The 19,935-nt window shown below is 71.7% G+C and carries 19 protein-coding genes; 12 read left to right on the top strand and 7 right to left on the bottom strand.

Annotation, left to right across the window (positions count from 1 at the left end; genetic code table 11):
- Positions 1 to 16: 16 nt before the first annotated feature.
- Together BM237_RS06205 and BM237_RS06200 are read right to left on the bottom strand one after the other, a co-directional pair.
- Positions 17 to 784, bottom strand: a complete 768-nt coding sequence (locus tag BM237_RS06205; protein ID WP_093848473.1) for a class I SAM-dependent methyltransferase — start codon at positions 782 to 784, stop codon at positions 17 to 19.
- Positions 785 to 846: 62 nt separating this feature from the next.
- Positions 847 to 1,449, bottom strand: coding sequence for a DUF3043 domain-containing protein (locus BM237_RS06200; protein WP_093848472.1), 603 nt, complete (start codon positions 1,447 to 1,449; stop codon positions 847 to 849).
- 249 nt (positions 1,450 to 1,698) lie between these two features.
- On the opposite strand from BM237_RS06200, the gene BM237_RS06195 reads away from it, so the two are divergent.
- Both BM237_RS06195 and pspAA read left to right on the top strand, forming a co-directional pair.
- The gene (locus BM237_RS06195) at positions 1,699 to 2,505 is read left to right on the top strand and encodes a PspA/IM30 family protein (protein ID WP_093848471.1); all 807 of its coding nucleotides are present in this window, start codon (positions 1,699 to 1,701) and stop codon (positions 2,503 to 2,505) included.
- 77 nt (positions 2,506 to 2,582) lie between these two features.
- Positions 2,583 to 2,873 (top strand): PspA-associated protein PspAA, encoded by a 291-nt coding sequence (gene pspAA, locus BM237_RS06190; protein ID WP_093848470.1) that lies wholly within the window; start codon positions 2,583 to 2,585, stop codon positions 2,871 to 2,873.
- A gap of 31 nt (positions 2,874 to 2,904) precedes the next feature.
- Here the strand turns inward: pspAA and BM237_RS06185 are convergent, their stop codons facing one another.
- Both BM237_RS06185 and nadA read right to left on the bottom strand, forming a co-directional pair.
- Entirely contained in the window at positions 2,905 to 3,810 is a 906-nt protein-coding gene (locus BM237_RS06185; RefSeq protein WP_093848578.1) for a GNAT family N-acetyltransferase, read from the bottom strand.
- Between the two features lie 71 nt (positions 3,811 to 3,881).
- Positions 3,882 to 5,120: a quinolinate synthase NadA gene (gene nadA / locus BM237_RS06180; protein WP_093848469.1), complete on the bottom strand. Its 1,239-nt coding sequence runs from the start codon at positions 5,118 to 5,120 to the stop codon at positions 3,882 to 3,884.
- A gap of 243 nt (positions 5,121 to 5,363) precedes the next feature.
- Here nadA and erpA point away from each other — a divergent pair, with 243 nt between their 5' ends.
- Positions 5,364 to 5,720 carry an iron-sulfur cluster insertion protein ErpA gene (gene erpA, locus BM237_RS06175; protein ID WP_093655108.1) on the top strand — a complete coding sequence of 119 codons (357 nt, stop codon included), beginning with the start codon at positions 5,364 to 5,366 and terminating at the stop codon, positions 5,718 to 5,720.
- 91 nt (positions 5,721 to 5,811) lie between these two features.
- Here erpA and BM237_RS06170 read toward each other — a convergent pair whose 3' ends face one another.
- On the bottom strand, positions 5,812 to 7,287 hold the full coding sequence (locus tag BM237_RS06170) for a hypothetical protein (protein ID WP_245793433.1): 1,476 nt from the start codon (positions 7,285 to 7,287) through the stop codon (positions 5,812 to 5,814).
- Between the two features lie 197 nt (positions 7,288 to 7,484).
- Between BM237_RS06170 and BM237_RS06165 the strand changes: the two genes are divergently transcribed.
- Entirely contained in the window at positions 7,485 to 8,459 is a 975-nt protein-coding gene (locus BM237_RS06165; protein WP_175540903.1) for a carbohydrate kinase family protein, read from the top strand.
- 55 nt (positions 8,460 to 8,514) lie between these two features.
- On the opposite strand, the gene BM237_RS06160 is transcribed toward BM237_RS06165, so the two are convergent.
- The gene (locus BM237_RS06160) at positions 8,515 to 10,032 is read right to left on the bottom strand and encodes a cysteine desulfurase/sulfurtransferase TusA family protein (protein ID WP_093848467.1); all 1,518 of its coding nucleotides are present in this window, start codon (positions 10,030 to 10,032) and stop codon (positions 8,515 to 8,517) included.
- A gap of 308 nt (positions 10,033 to 10,340) precedes the next feature.
- On the opposite strand from BM237_RS06160, the gene ctaC reads away from it, so the two are divergent.
- The 4 genes from ctaC (at position 10,341) to BM237_RS06140 (ending at position 14,775) form a co-directional block, all read left to right on the top strand.
- Positions 10,341 to 11,318 (top strand): aa3-type cytochrome oxidase subunit II, encoded by a 978-nt coding sequence (gene ctaC / locus BM237_RS06155; protein ID WP_175540900.1) that lies wholly within the window; start codon positions 10,341 to 10,343, stop codon positions 11,316 to 11,318.
- A 3-nt stretch (positions 11,319 to 11,321) separates the two neighbouring features.
- Positions 11,322 to 13,064, top strand: a complete 1,743-nt coding sequence (gene ctaD / locus BM237_RS06150; protein ID WP_093848465.1) for an aa3-type cytochrome oxidase subunit I — start codon at positions 11,322 to 11,324, stop codon at positions 13,062 to 13,064.
- Positions 13,061 to 13,459, top strand: coding sequence for a cytochrome c oxidase subunit 4 (locus BM237_RS06145; RefSeq protein WP_093848464.1), 399 nt, complete (start codon positions 13,061 to 13,063; stop codon positions 13,457 to 13,459). The genes ctaD and BM237_RS06145 overlap by 4 nt, the downstream gene beginning before the upstream one ends.
- Positions 13,460 to 13,581: 122 nt before the next feature.
- Positions 13,582 to 14,775 carry a L,D-transpeptidase gene (locus BM237_RS06140; RefSeq protein ID WP_093848463.1) on the top strand — a complete coding sequence of 398 codons (1,194 nt, stop codon included), beginning with the start codon at positions 13,582 to 13,584 and terminating at the stop codon, positions 14,773 to 14,775.
- 147 nt (positions 14,776 to 14,922) lie between these two features.
- On the opposite strand, the gene BM237_RS06135 is transcribed toward BM237_RS06140, so the two are convergent.
- Positions 14,923 to 15,324 (bottom strand): response regulator transcription factor, encoded by a 402-nt coding sequence (locus BM237_RS06135; protein WP_093848462.1) that lies wholly within the window; start codon positions 15,322 to 15,324, stop codon positions 14,923 to 14,925.
- 259 nt (positions 15,325 to 15,583) lie between these two features.
- On the opposite strand from BM237_RS06135, the gene ctaE reads away from it, so the two are divergent.
- The 4 genes from ctaE to qcrB are packed head-to-tail and all read left to right on the top strand — an operon-like array spanning position 15,584 to position 19,767.
- Positions 15,584 to 16,192: an aa3-type cytochrome oxidase subunit III gene (gene ctaE, locus BM237_RS06130; protein ID WP_093848461.1), complete on the top strand. Its 609-nt coding sequence runs from the start codon at positions 15,584 to 15,586 to the stop codon at positions 16,190 to 16,192.
- 55 nt (positions 16,193 to 16,247) lie between these two features.
- On the top strand, positions 16,248 to 17,066 hold the full coding sequence (gene qcrC, locus BM237_RS06125) for a cytochrome bc1 complex diheme cytochrome c subunit (RefSeq protein ID WP_093848460.1): 819 nt from the start codon (positions 16,248 to 16,250) through the stop codon (positions 17,064 to 17,066).
- Entirely contained in the window at positions 17,063 to 18,127 is a 1,065-nt protein-coding gene (gene qcrA, locus BM237_RS06120; RefSeq protein ID WP_093848459.1) for a cytochrome bc1 complex Rieske iron-sulfur subunit, read from the top strand. The genes qcrC and qcrA overlap by 4 nt, the downstream gene beginning before the upstream one ends.
- Positions 18,124 to 19,767: a cytochrome bc1 complex cytochrome b subunit gene (qcrB, locus tag BM237_RS06115; protein ID WP_093848458.1), complete on the top strand. Its 1,644-nt coding sequence runs from the start codon at positions 18,124 to 18,126 to the stop codon at positions 19,765 to 19,767. Before qcrA ends, qcrB begins: the two co-directional genes overlap by 4 nt.
- The last annotated feature ends 168 nt before the right edge of the window (positions 19,768 to 19,935 follow it).

Here is a 19,935-nt window from a genome sequence, read left to right as displayed (position 1 = left end):
GGCGGGAGCGGGACGCTCAGCCGCGTACGGCGCACAGGTGCAGCAGCGCCGCCACCGCGCGGTAGGGGTCGGTGCGCCCGGCCCGCTCCTCGGCGGCCAGCAGCCGCTGCCCGGCCTCGCCGCCGGGCAGGGCACCGCCCTCACCGGTGAAGACCCGCACCCCGTACCACCGGTGCACCGGAGTGCTCATCCCGGCCAGGGTGGCGTTCAGCGCCTCGCGGCGCAGTGCGCGCTCGGCCGGGCCGGGCGGGGCGAGGCGGGCCAGGGCACCGGCCCAGTCGCCGGCCAGTCCCGGCCGCATGGCCGCCGCCTCGGTGTTGGGCACCAGCAGCGACAGCAGACCGCCGGGGGCCAGCACCCGGCCCAGCCCGGCCAGCAGCGGTCCCGCCTCGTCACCGGGAGCCAGTACCCCGTGGCAGAGCACCACGTCGAAGGAGCCGGGCAGGAAGTGCGCGCCGGTGCTGCGGCTGTCGCCCGGGACGACGCGCATCCGCTCCCGTATGCCCGCCGGCTCCTCCTCAAGGCCCCGGCGTACGGCGTCCGCCAGTTCGGGGTCGGACTCCAGCCCGGTCACCTCGTGCCCGGCGCGGGCCAGGGCCAGCGCCTGCAGCCCGTGGCGCAGCGCCACGTCCAGGACGCGCAGCCGCCGCCCCACGGGGAAGCGCGAGGCGATCTGCTCGTCCAGCTGCCGGGCGACCAGCGCCTGCCCCACGGCGTCGTCGGGGGGCAGGGCGTCGCGCGGTGGGTGCGCGTGGTGCTCGTCGTGTCGTACGGCTGTGTCCATCGATGGGTCCGCCGGTGGTCCGTCGCTGCTCCGTCGGGACAGGGGCTCGGTTTCGCGCACCGTCAGCGGCGCGGGGCCTCGCCGCGGGCGATCTGCGGCTTGGGCAGCCGCATACGGCGCATCTGGAGGGTGCGCATCAGCGCGTAGGCCACCGCGCCCCGCCGGTTCTCGTCGGGGAAGCGCTCGGCCAGGGCCTTCCTCAGCCGGAAGCCGGTGAGGACGGAGTCGACGACGATCATCACGATGACGCCCAGCCACAGCAGCAGGGAGGCGTTCTTCACCTGCATCGACGGCATCATGCTCAGGATCAGGATGACCACGGCCAGCGGCAGGAAGAACTCCGCGACATGCCACTTGCCGTCGACGAAGTCGCGGGCGTAGCGCCGCACCGGGCCGCGGTCGCGGGCCGGCAGGTAGCGCTCGTCGCCGCCGGCCAGGGCCTCGCGCTGCCGCGCCAGCTCGGCGCGGCGGGCCTCGCGGGCGCGCCTGGAGGCCTCCTTGCGGTCGGCCGGGGGCTTGGCCACGGCACGGCGCAGCGCCTCGGCCTCGCTGCGCTTGGGCGTGGGGCGGCCCTTGGGGGCCTGCGGGTCGCGGCGCTGCTTGGTCAGCTCCGCGGCCTGGCCGGGGGACGCGGTCTGCTCATCACGAGAACGGCTTCGGAACACACAGCCAAGAGTACGGGGCGGTCAGGTGTGACCCCCACCCCCACGGGGAACGATCCGGCAACGGCGGGTCGCCGCGGCCCCTGCTACTTCCTGGGCGGGAGAAACACCGTTCGCCGATCGTCCTGGAGGAGGAGCACATCCGGGCCCGAACAGTGCGGTAATGGAAGCAGGGCCCGTAGGGTGGGACCTGTCGGTGTGCGAGATTCAGTCCGTCTTCGAAGGGGGCGCGCGAAGCCCATGAGCGGTGTCATGAAGCGTATGGGGATGATCTTCCGCGCGAAGACCAACAAGGCCCTGGACCGGGCCGAGGATCCGCGCGAGACACTCGACTACTCGTACCAGAAGCAGCTCGAACTGCTGCAGAAGGTACGCCGCGGGGTCGCCGACGTGGCGACCTCCCGCAAGCGGCTGGAGCTCCAGCTCAACCAGCTCCAGGGCCAGTCCTCCAAGCTCGAGGACCAGGGCCGCAAGGCGCTCGCCCTCGGCCGCGAGGACCTGGCGCGCGAGGCGCTCTCCCGCCGCGCCGCCCTCCAGCAGCAGGTGGCCGATCTGGAGCAGCAGCACCAGACGCTCCAGGGCGAGGAGGAGAAGCTCACCCTCGCCGCCCAGCGCCTCCAGGCCAAGGTGGACGCCTTCCGCACCAAGAAGGAGACCATCAAGGCCACCTACACCGCCGCCCAGGCGCAGACCCGCATCGGCGAGGCCTTCTCCGGCATCTCCGAGGAGATGGGCGACGTCGGCCTGGCCGTCCAGCGGGCCGAGGACAAGACCGCACAGCTCCAGGCCCGGGCCGGGGCGATCGACGAACTGCTCGCCTCCGGGGCCCTGGACGACTCCAGCGGGATGGCCAAGGACGACATCGCGGCCGAGCTGGACCGCATCTCCGGCGGCTCCGACGTGGAGCTGGAGCTCCAGCGCATGAAGGCCGAGCTGGCGGGCGGCACGAGCGGCGACCGGCAGGCCATCGAGGGCGGGCAGGAGCAGGCCGCACAGCCCCAGCAGCAGCCCCAGCAGGCGCCGCGGTCCCAGGACGCCCCGCGCTTCGACAAGCAGTAGAGGCAGTGGTACGCCGGGGAGCATCACCCCCGGCGTACCGGGCACCCGTCCTCCGGGAAGCCCGGAAGGAGGTCGCCGTGATCGTACGGATCATGGGTGAGGGGCAGGTCAGGCTGGACGACAGCCATCTGCCCGGCCTGAACGCACTGGACGACGAGCTGCTCCACGAGATGGAGCACGGTGACGAGGCGGGCTTCCGCCGCACCCTCGAAGCCCTGCTGGACGCCGTGCGCTCGCTGGGCACACCGCTGCCGGACGACGCACTGGAGCCCTCGGACCTGATCCTGCCCGAGCCCGGCGCCACGCTGGAAGAGGTGCGCGCCATGCTGGGCGAGGACGGACTGTTCCCCGCCGACGCCCCCGCCTGAGGCGGCCGGGAGCCCTCCGCGGCGGCGCCCGCTACGGGAACGCGGCGGAGGGGACGTACGGCGACGGCGGCCGCATCCCGCGCAGCCCCACCCAGCCCGCGGTGTCCGGCTCCAGCCCCGCGGCCAGCCCGACGTCCAGCGCCCACTGCTGCTCGGCGGTGAGGCCCTCGATCCGCACCCGGCGGCCCTCACCCGCCGCGCCCAGGGCGGCGGTCAGCAGCCGGGTGGCCAGCCGCCGCGAGGTCGCGCCCAGCAGCTCCACCCGGACCTCGGGGCCTTCGGGACCTCCGGACCGCGCGGAGAGGTAGCAGTAGCCGCTGCCGGCGAAGTCGTCGGTGACCAGCAGCCTGGCGTGGCGCGGCAGCTCCTCGTGGTCCGGCCCGCGGGCGCCGCCGCGCAGCCGCCGGTCCACCGAGTCCATCAGGTCGCGGTCCCCGGGGCCGCCCTCGGCCACCGCGCCGTCGGGTGCGGGCAGTGAGGCGGTCGAGACCCTTCCCGTCAGCCGGGTGGCCGGATGCAGCTCCAGGCCCGCCCGACGGCAGACGCGGGCCGCGACCGGGTGGGGCGGCACCAGGGCGATCCCGCGCAGGCAGCCGCGGCCGTACTCCAGCGTGCGCTTCAGCAGGGCCCCACCCACGCCCCGGCCCCGCGCCTCGGGCAGCACGGCGAGCAGCGAAAGTCCCCAGGTGCCCTCCCGCCGCGCGGACAGCACGACCCCGACGGGCCGTCCGGCGGCGTCCTCGGCCAGCCAGCAGCCGCCGGGGTCGGTACGGGCCAGATGGCGGGGGTGGTGCGGGCGGCGGACGGCCTCGGCGGGCAGCGGCGCGTGACCGGGCGGCGGGGCGCAGGCGGACGGCGGTGCCAGGAGGGCGGCGTCCGCGACGAACCGCACGGCCTGGGCGTCGTCCTCACGGTCGCGTACCGGGCGCAGCAGCATGACGGCCATCCTGGCCGACCGCGCCGCGCCCGGTCACGTGTCTTCCGCGTCCCGGGCGCGATCCCCGGGGATCACGGCAGGGCGAGCATCCGCTCCAGGGCCAGCTTGGCGAACTTCTCGGTCTCCGGGTCGACCTGGATGCGGTTGACGACCTTGCCGTCGGCCAGCGACTCCAGGGCCCACACCAGATGGGGCAGGTCGATCCGGTTCATGGTCGAGCAGAAGCAGACCGTCCGGTCGAGGAAGACGATCTCCTTGCCCTCCTGGGGTTCCCCATGCCGCAGGCCAGGGGCGAAGCGGTTCGCCAGTCGGCGCACCAGGTTGAGCTCGGTGCCGATCGCCCACTTGGAGCCGGCCGGGGCCGCTTCCAGGGTCTTGATGATGTACTCGGTGGAACCCACGTAATCGGCCGCCGCGACGACCTCGTGGCGGCACTCGGGGTGCACCAGCACGTTGACGCCGGGGACGCGCTCGCGCACGTCGCGGACCGAGTCCAGGGTGAAGCGCCCGTGCACCGAGCAGTGGCCGCGCCACAGGATCATCTTCGCCGCCCGCAGCTCCTCGGGGGTCAGACCGCCGTTCGGCTTGTGCGGGTTGTAGACGACGCAGTCCTCCAGGGACATCCCCATGTCCCGCACGGCGGTGTTGCGGCCCAGGTGCTGGTCGGGCAGGAACAGCACCTTCTCCCCCTGCCCGAAGGCCCAGTCCAGCGCCCGCCCGGCGTTGGAGGAGGTGCAGATGGTGCCGCCGTGCCGCCCGGTGAAGGCCTTGATGTCGGCCGAGGAGTTCATGTACGAGACCGGGACGGTGGCGTCGGCGACGCCCGCCTCGGTCAGCACGTCCCAGCACTCGGCGACCTGCTCGGCGGTGGCCATGTCCGCCATGGAGCAGCCCGCCGCCAGGTCGGGCAGGACGACCTGCTGCCGGTCGGAGGTGAGGATGTCGGCGGACTCGGCCATGAAGTGCACGCCGCAGAAGACGATGTACTCCGCCTCCGGGCGGGCGGCGGCGTCCCGGGCGAGCTTGAAGGAGTCGCCGGTGACGTCGGCGAACTGGATGACCTCGTCGCGCTGGTAGTGGTGGCCGAGCACGAAGACCTTCTCGCCCAGCCGCTCCTTGGCCGCGCGGGCGCGCTCGATCAGGCCGGGGTCCGACGGGGAGGGCAGGTCGCCGGGGCACTCCACTCCGCGCTCGCTCCTCGGGTCGGCGTCGCGGCCGAGGAGGAGCAGGGCCAGCGGGGTCGGCTGGACGTCCAGGGCGTCCCCGGGGGTGGCGGGGGCGGAAGGCGGGGCGGTGTTCACGGCACGCACCCTTTCATCGGCTCAGCGGGTCTTTTCGTCGGATTGACGCTATCTATCATAACCCCTTCACGTCATATTGACGATGCCGATCGCGTCAATGTGACGCACCCCCGCCCGCCCGCGCGGGAGTGACCGCCGGGCGCCGGGTATGCGAGCATGAAAGACGCAAGACGCGCCCGGCCTGGAATGAAACCGGGAAGCCGCCTGTTGAGCAGGCGGCAGAGCAGTCCGTACAACCCGGGAGAGAAGCAGATGTCCGTATCGGACGAGACCGCTGTGACGACTGACGGAATCATCCTGTCCGACGCCGCCGCGGCGAAGGTCAAGAGCCTGCTCGAACAGGAGGGCCGCGAGGACCTGGCCCTGCGCGTCGCCGTTCAGCCCGGCGGCTGCTCCGGCCTGCGCTACCAGCTCTTCTTCGACGAGCGGTCGCTGGACGGCGACGTCGTCAAGGAGTTCGACGGTGTCCGCGTCGTGACCGACCGGATGAGCGCCCCGTACCTGGGCGGCGCCTCCATCGACTTCGTCGACACCATCGAGAAGCAGGGCTTCACCATCGACAACCCGAACGCCACGGGTTCCTGCGCCTGCGGTGACTCCTTCAGCTGAGCCGCCCGCCCGACGCGGCGCACACGACACGCCGAAGGCGGCGGTCCCCCGACCGGGGGACCGCCGCCTTCGGCGTGCCGTTCCCCCTCGCTCACTCCTCCGGAGCGCCCTCGGGCAGCCGCTCGCCCTCCTCGTCCAGGATCTCGCGGTCGCCCACCGGCTCGTCGAGCTCCACCTCCACGGTCATGTCCTTGGCGACCAGCACACAGGCCCTGCCCGGCTCCCGCGGCTCGCCGGTGATCCGCACCGTCACCTTCCCGGCGCTCTCCTCGGCGCTCGCGCTGTACTCGTCGCACACCCCGCCCCAGAAGTGGACCGTCAGCGTGCGGTCCCCCGGCCCGTACTCCTCGACGTGGGTGGCGGTCCTGATCCGCTCCTCGGGACGCGGGCCCGGGGCGCCCGGCGCGGAGGTGGAGTCGTCGCCGTCCCCGGCGGAGGGCGGCGCCAGGAACTCCGGCTCCACCGCCGGGTGGGTCACCGTGTGCGTCCCCCCGCCCGCCGGCGCCACCTCGAACAGCCAGGAGGGGACGAGCAGTTCACGTCCCTGCGAGGAGTAAGCCGACAGCCCGAACACCGCCCCCGTCACCTCCACCGGCTCCCTGTCCCCGGCCGGGCCGCAGGGCTCGGGATCGCCCGCACCGCCCGGCCGCTTAGGATCGCCGTCGGCGGGCGGGACGTCTCCCGGCTCCCCGGCCCCCGGCCCGGCGCCCCCCGGCTCCGGCTTCGGGGCGTCCTTCTCCGGCGGACCGGAGCACTTCAGTCCCAGATCCACCCGGCCGCCGCGCTCGTTGAGCGCGGCCAGGGTCTCCTCGGCGTCCATGACCGGGTACTCGGCGCCACCGCCGGCCTTCGTCAGCCCGACCGCCCGTCCGCTGCCGCTCGCCGGCGCGCCTTCGTGGCCGACACCGATCTCGGTCGTCCAGCCGTGGACGGGCAGCCCGTCCTGCCGGGGCTCGACACGGACGATCCGCAGTCCGCCCCGCTCCTGCCCGGCGTCCACCTCGGCGCCCTCCAGGCCGAGGGCCTCCACGACGGGCCGGGCCGCCCTCTTCGCCTCCTTCTCGGAGATCTCCCCGGCCTTCAGCGGCACCGCGCCGGTGAACGACCAGGCGCCCGAGGCGGCGTCCACGGTGAGGTTCCTGTCCTTGCCGCCGACCGTCCAGGAGCCGCCCTCCCCGCGGACCTCGCCGCGCACCTCCAGCGCCTTCGCCAGCTCGGCCACCTCCTGCCGGCCGACCTTTCCGGCGGGCCGGTAGACCGGAGCCGAGTCGGGGCCGTCGGGCAGGGGAGCGGACGCCTTGTAGACCGGGCCGCCGGGGGCGGGCTCGCCGGGCGCGATCCCGCGCTCCGGCGAGGCGGCGCGGGCCTGCCCGTAGCCGTCCAGGACCAGCGGCGCGGGCCTGTCCCGGTCGCTGTGCCCGGCCGCGTCCGAGGCCCCGCCGCTCCCGGCGGTCGAGGCCCAGTACGCGCCGCCGCCTCCGGCCAGCAGGACGGCGAGGGCCACCGAGACGGTCGTCAGCCCGCGTCGCCGGGTTCGGGTGGGTTCCGTGGTGTGGTCGGCGCTCACCGCATCGCTCCTTCGGTTCCGTGCACCGTGCGTCCCCGGTGCCTGTCTTTCCAGCCGTGCGCCGGTGTGACGGGAGCGGGCCGCGGACGGTTCCACCGGGACGGCCGCGGGAGGGACGCAAGGCTCCGGGCGGACGGGAGGAGACGAGGAAGTAGCGTGGTGTGTCCGCAGTCCCCGCCTCCCAGGAGCAGCCCGCCGTGCGTATCGCTGTCACCGGCTCCATCGCCACCGACCATCTGATGACCTTCCCCGGCCGCTTCGCCGACCAGCTCGTCGGCGACCGGCTCCACACGGTGTCGCTGTCCTTCCTGGCCGACACCCTCAACATCCGGCGCGGCGGCGTCGGCGCGAACATCAGCTTCGGCATGGGCCAGCTCGGGGTGCGTCCGATCCTCGTGGGAGCGGCGGGCGCCGACTTCGAGGAGTACCGCGCCTGGCTGGAGCGGCACGGCGTGGACACCGAGTCGGTGCGCATCTCCGAGATCGCGCACACCGCGCGCTTCGTGTGCACCACCGACACCGACCACAACCAGATCGGCACCTTCTACACCGGCGCCATGAGCGAGGCCCGGCTGATCGAGCTCAAGACGGTCGCCGACCGGGTCGGCGGGCTGGACCTGGTCCACATCGGAGCGGACGACCCCGAGGCGATGATGCGCCACACCGAGGAGTGCCGCACCCGCTCCATCCCCTTCGCCGCCGACTACTCCCAGCAGCTCGCCCGGATGGAGGGGGAGGAGATCCGCGGGCTCACCGAGGGCGCGGCCTACCTGTTCACCAACGAGTACGAGGCCGGGCTGGTGGAGTCCAAGACCGGCTGGAGCGCGCAGGACATCCTCGACCGGGTCGGCGCCCGGGTCACCACACTGGGCTCCAAGGGGGTCCGCATCGAGCGGGCGGGCCGCGAGACCCTCACCGTCCCCTGCCCCGATGAGGAGGCCAAGGTCGATCCGACGGGCGTCGGCGACGCCTTCCGCGCCGGTTTCCTGTCGGGCCTGGCCTGGGACCTGGGACTGGAGCGCGCCGCACAGCTCGGCTGCATGCTCGCCACGCTGGTGATCGAGACGCTGGGCACCCAGGAGTACGAGCTGAAGCGCTCCCACTTCCTGGAGCGCTTCACCAAGACCTACGGCGAGGACGCCGCGGCCGAGGTGCGGGCCTGCCTGTCCTGAACACGCGTGCCCCGGCGCCCACCGCCTGACGCCCACCGCCTCCCGGCGGAGGGCGTCAGGCGGTGCGGCGCACCCGGTGGGCGTGGCCCCGCACGCCCAGGTACTCGTGGCCGCGCATCTCGCACCAGGCCGGGACGTCCAGCCGGGCCGCCTCGTCGTCGGCGAGCAGCAGGACCGTGCCGCCCACCGGCACCCGGTCGATCACCTTCGCCAGCTCGATCACCGGGATCGGGCACCGCTTGCCCCGGGAATCGACGGTGAGCGCCGCCTCCCGGCCGGGGTCCGCGGCCTCCGGCCCGTCGTTCTCCCCGCCGTCCGCCGTGTCCGCCGTGTCCGCCGTGTCCGCCGTGTCCGCCGTGTCCGCCGTGTCCGCCGTGTCCGCCGCGTCCGCCCCGTCCGCCGCGGCCGGGGCGGACACGGCGGCGGCCGGGGCCCGGAGCCGGTCGCGCACCTCCCGCACCGCCTCCGGCAGCACCGCCAGGAAGGCGTCGACGTCCGCCCCGGCCGTGCCCGGCGGCAGCGACACCCGGACGTTGCCCTCCGAGAGCACCCCCATCGCGCGCAGCACATGACTGGGGACCAGCGTGCTGGAGGTGCACGAGGAGCCGGAGGAGACCGAGAACCCCGCCCGGTCCAGGGCGTGGAGCAGCGCCTCGCCGTCCACGTACAGACAGGAGAAGGTCACCACGTGCGGCAGCCGGCGCACCGGATCGCCCACCACCTCCACGTCCGGCACCAGCGCGGGTACCTCGGCGCGTACGCGGTCCACCAGGGCGCGCAGCCGGGCAGCCTCGGCGTCCGCCTCCGCCCGTACCGCCCGCAGCGAGGCCGCCGCCGCGACGATCGCGGGGAGGTCGGCGAAGCCGGGGGAGCGACCCGACTCCCGCTCGTCCGCCGGGGGCGGCGGGGCGAACCGCACCCCCTTGCGCACCGCCAGCAGACCGACCCCGCCAGGCCCGCCCCACTTGTGCGCGCTGGCCGCCAGCAGGGACCACCGCCCGGGCACCGGGCCCCACGCCAGCGACTGGGCGGCGTCCACCAGCAGCGGCACCCCGGCCCCGGCGCAGGCTTCGGCCACCTCCTCCACCGGCTGCTCGGTGCCCACCTCGTGGTTGGCGGACTGCAGGCAGGCCAGTGCGGTCCCGCCCTCCGGGGAGCGGCTCTCCCGCAGCGCCGCGCCGAAGGCCGCCGCCTCCACCCGCCCCGTGCGGTCCACCGGCACCCGCACCACCGTCCCGCCGCCCGCCTCATGGGCCTCGGCGGCGTGGAGCACGGCCGAGTGCTCCACGGCGGAGACCACCAGGGCACGTCCGGCCCGCCGCCTCCCGGCGAGCGCGCCCGCGATGCCGGTGTGCAGGGAGCGGGTGCCCGACGGGGTGAAGACCAGCTCGTCCGAGCGGCATCCCACCGCCTCGGACGCCGCCTCGCGCGCCGCGTCCAGCAGCAGCCGGGCCCGCCGGCCCTCGCGGTGCAGCCGGGTGGGGTCGGCCCAGCCCTCGTCGAGCGCGGCGAGCAGCGCCTGGCGGGCGACGGGGTGGAGGGGGAGTGAGGAGGCTGCGTCGAAGTAGGGCACACCGGCACGCTAACGCGGCCGCCGCACCGTGCGGACCGCGGAGGCGGTCGTTCCGTTCCCGCCCTGTCCCGGCCCTGCCCGTTCCCGCCCTGTCCCAGCCCTGCCCGTTCCCGCCCTGTCCCAGCCCCGATTCCACCCCATCGGAGGGCCGCGCGGCGCGTTGGGCACCCTCCCCGCGCGACCCCAAATAGCGTCCAGTAGGGTTTGGTCCGCATAAACATCCAAACCCCTGCCCGCGCCAGGGCCTGCGCCCGACCACACACGGCCGAGCCCGGGCCGAGCGGGCGAGACTCTCGGGAAGGCGCTACGTGAGTCCCAACGGCTCCGACCTCCCCCACCGCCCTGCGGGCGTGGGCGGTACCCCCATGGCGCGGCGCCCGATGCGGCGGAGGCTGCCGCAGGCGCTTGCTGCGGGCGTGGTCCTGGCGACCGCCACCGGTTGCACATACAAGGACTTCCCCCGCCTCGGCATGCCCACCCCGGTCACGGAGGAGGCGCCGCGGATCCTCTCCCTGTGGCAGGGCTCGTGGGCGGCGGCGCTCGCGGTGGGCGTCCTGGTGTGGGGCCTGATCCTGTGGTGCGTCATCGTCTACCGGCGCACCAGGACCAAGGTCGAGGTACCTCCGCAGACCCGGTACAACATGCCCATCGAGGCCTTGTACACGGTGGTTCCGCTCATCATCATCTCGGTGCTCTTCTACTTCACGGCCCGTGACGAGACCAAGCTCCTGGAGCTTTCCGAGAAGCCGGACCACGTGATCAACGTGGTCGGCTACCAGTGGAGCTGGGGCTTCAACTACCTGGAGGACGTGGACGGCGACACCTCCACGTCCAACACGGACGCCGACGAGCTCTCCGGCATCCCCGCCGACATGCTCGAGGCCGTCCCCGAGGGCGCCGAGGGCGTCTACGTGGCGGGCACGCCGGCCGACAAGAACCCCCAGACCGGCAACCCCGGCCCGACCCTGTGGCTGCCCAAGGGCGAGAAGGTCCGGTTCATCCTGACCTCGCGCGACGTCATCCACTCCTTCTGGGTCGTGCCGTTCCTGTTCAAGCAGGACGTCATCCCCGGTCACACCAACCAGTTCGAGGTGACCCCCGAGAAGGAGGGCACCTTCCTGGGCAAGTGCGCCGAGCTGTGCGGCGTCGACCACGCCCGGATGCTGTTCAACGTGAAGGTCGTCTCCCCGGAGCGCTACCAGCAGCACCTGGAGGAACTGGCGGAGAAGGGCCAGACCGGCTACATCCCGGCGGGCGGAGCCCGCCAAGAGCGAGAAGGCCAGTAACCCGTGAGCATCCTCAACGAATCCCGGGGTGCCGCCGCGACGTCGGATCAGCCGGCGGCGACCCCCGCGTCCCTGCGCCGCGACCGGCGCGGCAACCGTGTGATCCAGTGGCTGACCACCACCGACCACAAGACGATCGGCACGCTCTACCTGGTCACCTCGTTCTTCTTCTTCTGCGTCGGCGGCGTGCTGGCACTGGTCATGCGTGCCGAGCTGGCCCGTCCGGGCCTGCAGGTCATGTCGAACGAGCAGTTCAACCAGGCGTTCACCATGCATGGCACGATCATGCTGCTGATGTTCGCCACCCCGCTGTTCGCCGGCTTCGCGAACTGGATCATGCCGCTGCAGATCGGCGCGCCCGACGTGGCGTTCCCGCGGCTGAACATGTTCGCCTACTGGCTCTACCTCTTCGGCTCGCTGATCGCGGTGGGCGGCTTCCTGACCCCCGACGGCGCCGCGAGCTTCGGCTGGTTCGCCTACACCCCGCTGAGCGACGTGGTCCACAGCCCCGGTGTCGGCGGCGACATGTGGATCATGGGTCTGACCTTCTCCGGTTTCGGCACGATCCTGGGCGCGGTCAACTTCATCACCACGATCATCTGCATGCGCGCGCCCGGCATGACGATGTTCCGGATGCCGATCTTCACCTGGAACGTGCTGCTGACCGGTGTGCTGGTCCTGCTGGCCTTCCCGGTGCTGGCGGCGGCGCTGTTCGCGCTGGAGTCGGACCGGGTGTTCGGGTCGCACATCTTCGACCCGTCCAACGGCGGGGCGCTGCTGTGGCAGCACCTGTTCTGGTTCTTCGGCCACCCCGAGGTCTACATCATCGCGCTGCCGTTCTTCGGCATCGTCTCCGAGGTCATCCCGGTCTTCAGCCGCAAGCCGATCTTCGGCTACATCGGTCTGGTGGGCGCGACGATCGCGATCGCGGGTCTGTCGATCACCGTGTGGGCGCACCACATGTACGTCACCGGCGGTGTGCTGCTGCCGTTCTTCGCCTTCATGACGTTCCTGATCGCGGTGCCCACCGGCGTGAAGTTCTTCAACTGGCTGGGCACGATGTGGAAGGGCTCGCTGAGCTTCGAGACGCCGATGCTGTGGACGATCGGCTTCCTGGTCACCTTCCTCTTCGGCGGTCTGACCGGTGTCCTGCTGGCCTCCCCGCCGCTGGACTTCCACGTCTCCGACAGCTACTTCGTGGTGGCGCACTTCCACTACGTGGTCTTCGGCACGGTCGTCTTCGCGATGTTCGCCGGCTTCCACTTCTGGTGGCCGAAGTTCACCGGCAAGATGCTCGACGAGCGGCTCGGCAAGATCACCTTCTGGACGCTGTTCATCGGCTTCCACGGCACCTTCCTGGTCCAGCACTGGCTGGGCGCGGAGGGCATGCCGCGCCGGTACTCCGACTACCTGGCGGCCGACGGCTACACCGCGCTGAACACCTTCTCGACGATCAGCTCGTTCCTGCTGGGCATGTCGATCCTGCCGTTCTTCTACAACGTCTGGAAGACGGCGAAGTACGCGCCGAAGATCACCGTGGACGACCCGTGGGGCTACGGCCGCTCGCTGGAGTGGGCGACCTCCTGCCCGCCGCCGCGGCACAACTTCGTCTCCCTGCCGCGGATCCGCTCCGAGTCCCCGGCGTTCGACCTGCACCACCCGGAGATCGCGGCCCTCGACCAGCTCGAGAACACCGGGGGTCCCGAGGGCCCGGCCCTCTCCGGTGCCAAGGAGGCCGGCAAGTGAAGATCCAGGGACGCATGTTCATCTGGCTGTCGGTCTTCATCCTGGCCGTCGCCGTCATCTACGGCTTCTGGGCCAAGGAGCCGGTCGGTACCACCGCGCTCTTCATGGCCTTCGGCCTGTCGATCATGGTCGGCTACTACCTGGCCTTCACCGCCCGGCGGGTGGACACCGGGGCGCAGGACAACAAGGACGCGGACGTCGCCGACGACGCCGGCGAGCTGGGTTTCTTCAGCCCGCACAGCTGGCAGCCGCTCGTTCTGGCCGTGGGCGGGGCGTTCGCCTTCCTCGGCGTGGCCATCGGCTGGTGGCTGGTCTACATCTCCGCGCCGCTGCTGGTCATCGGTCTGTTCGGCTGGGTCCTCGAGTACTACCACGGTGAGAACCAGAACCAGTGAACCGGTAGGGAACCAGTAGCCCTACCCCCTTACGAACGGGTCATCTCCGGACACACTCCGGAGATGACCCGTTCGTACGTATCCGGCTCGTCCGTTCCGAGCAGCGTTCCTACCGTGGCAGCATGAGTCGTGGATCACGCAGGACGGCAATGATCTGCTTCCTGATACTCGCGCCGCTCGCGGTGGGACCCACCGCATGCAGCAGCGGTGAGCGGCCTCAGGACGCGGCCCCCTACGACGCCACCGCGCACGTCTCGCTGAACACCGGCGGGAAAGGCCGTGCCGCGGACCCGGACCAGCCCCTGGAGATCACCGCCCGCGACGGCAACCGCATCACGGACGTCCGCGCGGTCGACACGGCGGGCCGCCGCCTGGAGGGCGCGTTGACCGCCGACGGAACCCGCTGGCGCAGCGACACCCCGCCGGCCGGTGCCATGCGCTACACCGTCGTCGTCAGCACCGAGCGCGGCGACGGCTCCCCGGGCCGCCGCACCGCCGAAGTCACCACCCGGCCGGCGACCGGTGGCAGGAGGCTGGAGGTGGACCTCGGGCCGGACAGCGGCACCTACGGTGTCGGCCAGCCCATCACCGCCGAACTCAGCAGGCCGGTCAAGGACGTCCGGCAGCGCGCGATCGTGGAACGCGCGCTGACGGTCCGCTCCTCGCCCGCCGTGGAGGGCTCCTGGCGCTGGATGGACGACCACACGCTCCACTACCGCCCGCGCTCCTACTGGCCCGCGCACGCCACCGTCGAGGTGCGCGGCAGCCTGGAGGGCGTGTGGATCAGGGACGGGCTGCGCGGCGGGAAGGCGGAGCCGGTGCGCATCAGGACCGGCGACCGCGTCGAGGCCGTCGTCGACATCGACGAGACGGAGATGACCGTCCGGAAGAACGGCGAGGTCGTCCGGACCGTCCCGGTCACCACCGGCAAGCCGGGGTTCCGCACCCGCGAGGGCGTCAAGGTGGTGCTCGGCCGGCAGGCCGCCGTACGCATGACCGGCACCAGCATCGGCATCCCGGCGGGGAGCGCCGAGTCCTACGACCTGAACGTCCAGTGGGCCGTGCGGCTCACCGACAGCGGTGAGTTCGTCCACGCCGCGCCCTGGTCGGCGGCGCACCACGGCAGGGAGAACGTCAGCCACGGCTGCACGGGCATGAGTACCGAGAACGCCCGATGGTTCTTCGACAACGTCCGCCGGGGCGACATCGTCCGGCATGTGGGAGGGGACGGGCCGAGGATGCCGGCCTTCGGCAACGGCCTCGGCGACTGGAACCTCTCCTGGGAGCAGTGGCGCGAGGGCAGCGCCCTGAGCTGACCGGCCGGAAGGACCCGGGGGCCCGGGGCCCAGGGAGCCCGGAAGGACCTGGAATGACCCGGAAGGAGCAGAGCTCACCCGAAAGAGGCAAGGGCCGCCGCCGACACCCCGGGTGCCGGCGGCGGCCCTTCGCCCGCGGGCGGACTCTCAGGCGGCCGCGTGCGTGTCGCGGCGCAGCAGTCCGGCCAGGGCGTCGGCCAGGAGCACCGGGTCCACCGGGTGCGGAACGGCGGCCTCCGCCCGGCTCCAGGTCGCCAGCCAGGCGTCCTGCGGGCGGCCGATCAGCAGCAGGACGGGCGGGCAGTCGAAGATCTCGTCCTTGATCTGGCGGCACACGCCCATCCCGCCGGCGGGCACCGCCTCGCCGTCCAGGACGCAGACGTCGATGCCGCCCTCCTCCAGGGCGGTGAGCACGGCGGGAAGCGTGGCGCACTCCACGTACTCGACCGGCGGCACGTCGGCGGCCGGTCGGCGCCCGGCGGCCAGCCGCACCTGCTCGCGGGTGTTGGCGTCGTCGCTGTAGACCAGCACCGTGGCGGTCGGCTGCATGGTTCCTCCGTGTCCTCGGGGACGTCCCTCGGGGGCGTCTCGGGGTGGCTCGGGGTGGCTCAGAGGTCCACGGGCCCGTGGAGCCACGGACCTGCGGGCCGCGTATGCCGTCGTTGGCGGATGCTACTCCGTCCCGGCCTGTCGCGTCAGGGATCCGGAAGGCCCGGGGATGGGCCGTCTGAGCAGGACATGGGCGGTTGACACACCGAACAGGACCCCCCGAGGTGAGGGCCGGATAAGCGACCGACATAATGTCGGCGTGGCGACAGCAACAGCAGTAGATACCGGGCACGCGCACCCGTCGGTCAACAGGCCGAACCTCACCAGCGTCGGGACCATCATCTGGTTGAGTTCCGAGCTGATGTTCTTCGCGGCCCTCTTCGCGATGTACTTCACCCTCCGGTCGGTGACGGGAGCCGAATACTGGACGGAACGGGCGGACATCCTGAACCTCCCGTTCGCGGCGACGAACACCACGATTCTGGTGCTCTCCTCCCTGACCTGCCAGCTCGGCGTCTTCGCGGCCGAGCGCGGTGACGTGAAGAGGCTGCGCCTGTGGTTCGTGATCACGTTCATCATGGGTGCGATCTTCATCGGCGGCCAGGTCTTCGAGTACACCGAGCTGGTCCACGAGGGCGTCTCCATCTCCTCGGGGCCGTACGGGTCGGCGTTCTACCTGACCACCGGCTTCCACGGCCTCCACGTGACGGGCGGCCTGATCGCCTTCCTGTTCGTCCTCGGCAGGACGTACATGGCACGGCGCTTCACGCACCACCAGGCCACCGCGGCCATCGTGGTGTCCTATTACTGGCACTTCGTCGATGTCGTCTGGATCGGCCTCTTCGCCACCATCTACCTGATCAAGTGATCAGGCAGTACAGCCAGAAGCATCGACGCAGAAGATCCTGACACCGGGGTAATCCGTGAAAAAGCTCTCCGCACGACGGCGCCATCCGCTGGCGGCGCTCGTCGTCCTACTCTTCGCGCTGGCGGCCACCGGGGGGCTGTACGCCGCGTTCGCCCCCGCGGACGAGGCGAAGGCCGACACATCGGCCGCGTCCTCGCAGTCTCTCGCCATCGAGGAGGGCGAGAAGCTCTACGCCACCGGCTGCTCCAGTTGCCACGGAACCGGTGGCCAGGGCACGAGTGACGGTCCCAGCCTCGTGGGCGTCGGCGCCGCGGCCGTGGACTTCCAGGTGGGCACCGGCCGCATGCCGGCCCAGTCCCCGGGCGCCCAGGCGCCCAAGAAGCCGCAGGTCTACACGCAGGCGCAGATCGACCAGCTCGCGGCGTACGTCGCCTCGCTGGGCCCCGGTCCGAGCATCCCGACCGAGGAGCAGTACGACCCCGCGGGCGCGGACAGCGCCGCGGGCGGCGAACTGTTCCGCACCAACTGCGCGCAGTGCCACAACTTCACCGGTGAGGGCGGCGCCCTCACCAACGGCAAGTACGCTCCCTCGCTCGACGGTGTCTCCGACAAGCACATCTACGAGGCGATGCTGACCGGCCCGCAGAACATGCCCGCCTTCCCCGACTCGGTGCTGCCGGAGAAGGAGAAGAGGGAGATCATCGCCTACGTCAACGACGTCCAGGGCGAGGACGAGAAGTCCCCCGGCGGCTTCAAGCTGGGCGGTTTCGGCCCGGTCGCCGAAGGCATGTTCGCGTGGACGATCGTCCTCGCTCTTCTGATCGGCGTCGCCGTGTGGGTCGCGGCGCGTACCGCCAAGGCCAGGAAGTCATGAGTAGCCACACCGGATCCCACGACGTGCCAGACGAGAACCTGCCGGCAGGGCGCGAGGGCGCCCACGGCGAGGCGGCCAGGGCGGAGAACCCGTTCGCCGACCCCGGGCTGCCGCCCCACGAGCCGCGTGTCCAGGACATCGACGAGCGGGCCGCCAAGCGTTCCGAGCGCACCGTCGCCCTGCTGTTCACGGTCTCGATCCTGGCCACCATCGGCTTCATCGCCTCCTATGTGATCTTCCCGATCGACCAGTACGTCTTCATCTGGCCGCTCGGCGAGATCAGCGCCCTGAACTTCTCGCTGGGCATGACGCTGGGCATCGCCCTGTTCTGCATCGGCGCCGGCGCGGTCCACTGGGCCCGCACGCTGATGTCGGACCACGAGCTGATCGGCGAGCGCCACCCGATCGAGGCGGACGAGCCGACCCGTACGCAGGTCCTCGCCGACTTCGGCCAGGGCGCCAAGGAGTCGCAGCTCGGCCGCCGCAAGCTGATCCGCAACACCATGTTCGGCGCGCTGGCCGTGGTGCCGCTGTCCGGCGTGGTGCTGCTGCGCGACCTCGGCCCGCTGCCCGAGGACAAGCTGCGCCACACCGCCTGGGAGCGGGGCAAGCTGCTGGTCAACCAGAACACCGACGAGCCGCTGCGTCCCGAGGACATCACCGTCGGCTCCCTGGTCTTCGCCAAGCCCGAGGGCCTGGAGGAGGGCACCCACGAGTTCATGGCGGAGATCGCCAAGGCCGCGGTGATGCTGGTGCGCCTGGAGCCGAAGGACATCAAGGACAAGCAGGAGCTGGACTGGTCCCACGAGGGCATCGTGGCCTACTCCAGGATCTGCACCCACGTCGGCTGCCCGGTCACCCTGTACGAGCAGCAGACCCACCACGTGCTGTGCCCGTGCCACCAGTCGACGTTCGACCTGGCCGACGGCGCGCGTGTGATCTTCGGCCCGGCCGGCCACCCCCTGCCGCAGCTGCGGATCAGTGTCAACGAAGACGGCTACCTCGAGGCGCAGGGCGACTTCGCGGAGCCCGTCGGCCCGAGCTTCTGGGAGCGCGGATGAGTACTGCAGGCGACGCCCCGAAGCGCCGGGGCAAGGCGCCCGCCGGCGAGCGGGTCGCGGACTGGGCCGACGGCCGGCTGGGCATCTACAGCCTGGCCAAGGCCAACATGCGGAAGATCTTCCCGGACCACTGGTCCTTCATGCTCGGAGAGATCTGCCTCTACAGCTTCATCATCATCATCCTGACCGGTGTCTACCTGACGCTGTTCTTCAACCCGAGCATGGGCGAGGTGGAGTACCACGGCGCCTACGTGCCCATGCAGGGTGTGCACATGTCGCAGGCGTACGCCTCGACCCTGGACATCAGCTTCGACGTCCGCGGCGGTCTGCTCATGCGGCAGATCCACCACTGGGCCGCGCTGGTGTTCCTGGTGGGCATGTTCGTCCACATGATGCGCGTCTTCTTCACCGGCGCGTTCCGCAAGCCGCGCGAGATCAACTGGCTGTTCGGCTTCCTGCTGCTGGTGCTGGGCATGTTCACCGGCTTCACCGGCTACTCCCTGCCGGACGACCTGCTCTCGGGCACCGGCGTCCGGTTCATGGAGGGCGCGGTCCTGTCCGTGCCGGTGGTCGGCACCTACATCGCCTTCTTCCTCTTCGGCGGTGAGTTCCCGGGAACGGACATCATCCCGCGGTTCTTCGTGGCCCACGTCCTGCTGCTGCCCGGCATCATGCTGGGCCTGGTGGTGGCCCACCTGATCCTGGTCTTCTACCACAAGCACACCCAGTTCGCCGGTCCCGGACGGACCGAGAAGAACGTCGTCGGCATGCCGCTGCTGCCGGTCTACATGGCCAAGGCCGGAGGCTTCTTCTTCCTGGTCTTCGGTGTCATCTCGGTCATCGCCGCGACGTTCACCATCAACCCGATCTGGGTGCTGGGCCCGTACCGGCCGGACCAGGTGTCCACCAACGCGCAGCCCGACTGGTACATGGGCTTCTCCGAGGGGCTGATCCGCGCGATGCCCGCGTGGGAGATGGTGCTGCCCGGCGGCTACACCCTCAACCTGGGCGTGGCCATCCCGCTGGTGGTCATCTTCCCGCTGGTCCTCACCTCGATCGCGGTGTACCCGTTCATCGAGTCCTGGATCACCGGCGACAAGCGCGAGCACCACATCCTGGACCGCCCGCGCAACGCCCCGACACGCACCGCGTTCGGCGCGGCCTGGATCAGCCTGTACTTCCTGCTGCTGGTCGGTGGCGGCAACGACCTGTGGGCGACCCACTTCAACCTGTCGATCAACGCCATCACCTGGTTCGTCCGGATCGGCTTCTTCGTGGTGCCCGTGGTCGTCTTCATCGTCACCAAGCGGATCTGCCTGGGTCTGCAGCGGCGCGACCGCGAGAAGGTGCTGCACGGCCGCGAGAGCGGCATCATCAAGCGGCTGCCGCACGGTGAGTTCGTCGAGGTGCACGAGCCGCTCTCCCGGGAGCAGCTGCACACCCTCACCGCGCACGAGCAGTACGAGCCGCTGGAGATCGGCCCGGAGACGGACGAGAACGGCGTGCGGCGCAAGGTCGGTCCCGTCCAGAAGCTCCGCGCCAGGCTCAGCCGGGGCTACTACGGGGAGGGCAGCCAGATCCCCAAGCCGACCGCGGAGGAGTTCAAGGAGCTCACCAGCGGCCACAGCCACGGCCACTGATCCACGGCCGCCGAGTCCGGTAGCGGGTGTCGCCACACCCCGGGCCCCGGTCCTCCCCCGGGAGGGCCGGGGCCCTCGGCGTTCCCGGGGCTGTCCGGACTGCGGGCAGCGGCCGTGGACGCCGCGGCGCGCCGTTAGGCTGGCCGCGGGCCGCCGAGCCGATCCGGC

Source organism: Streptomyces mangrovi (genome assembly GCF_900114215.1).
Classification (GTDB): domain Bacteria; phylum Actinomycetota; class Actinomycetes; order Streptomycetales; family Streptomycetaceae; genus Streptomyces; species Streptomyces barkulensis.
Note: the sequence above shows the minus strand (reverse complement) of the source record. Positions and strands in the feature narration are given on the sequence as shown.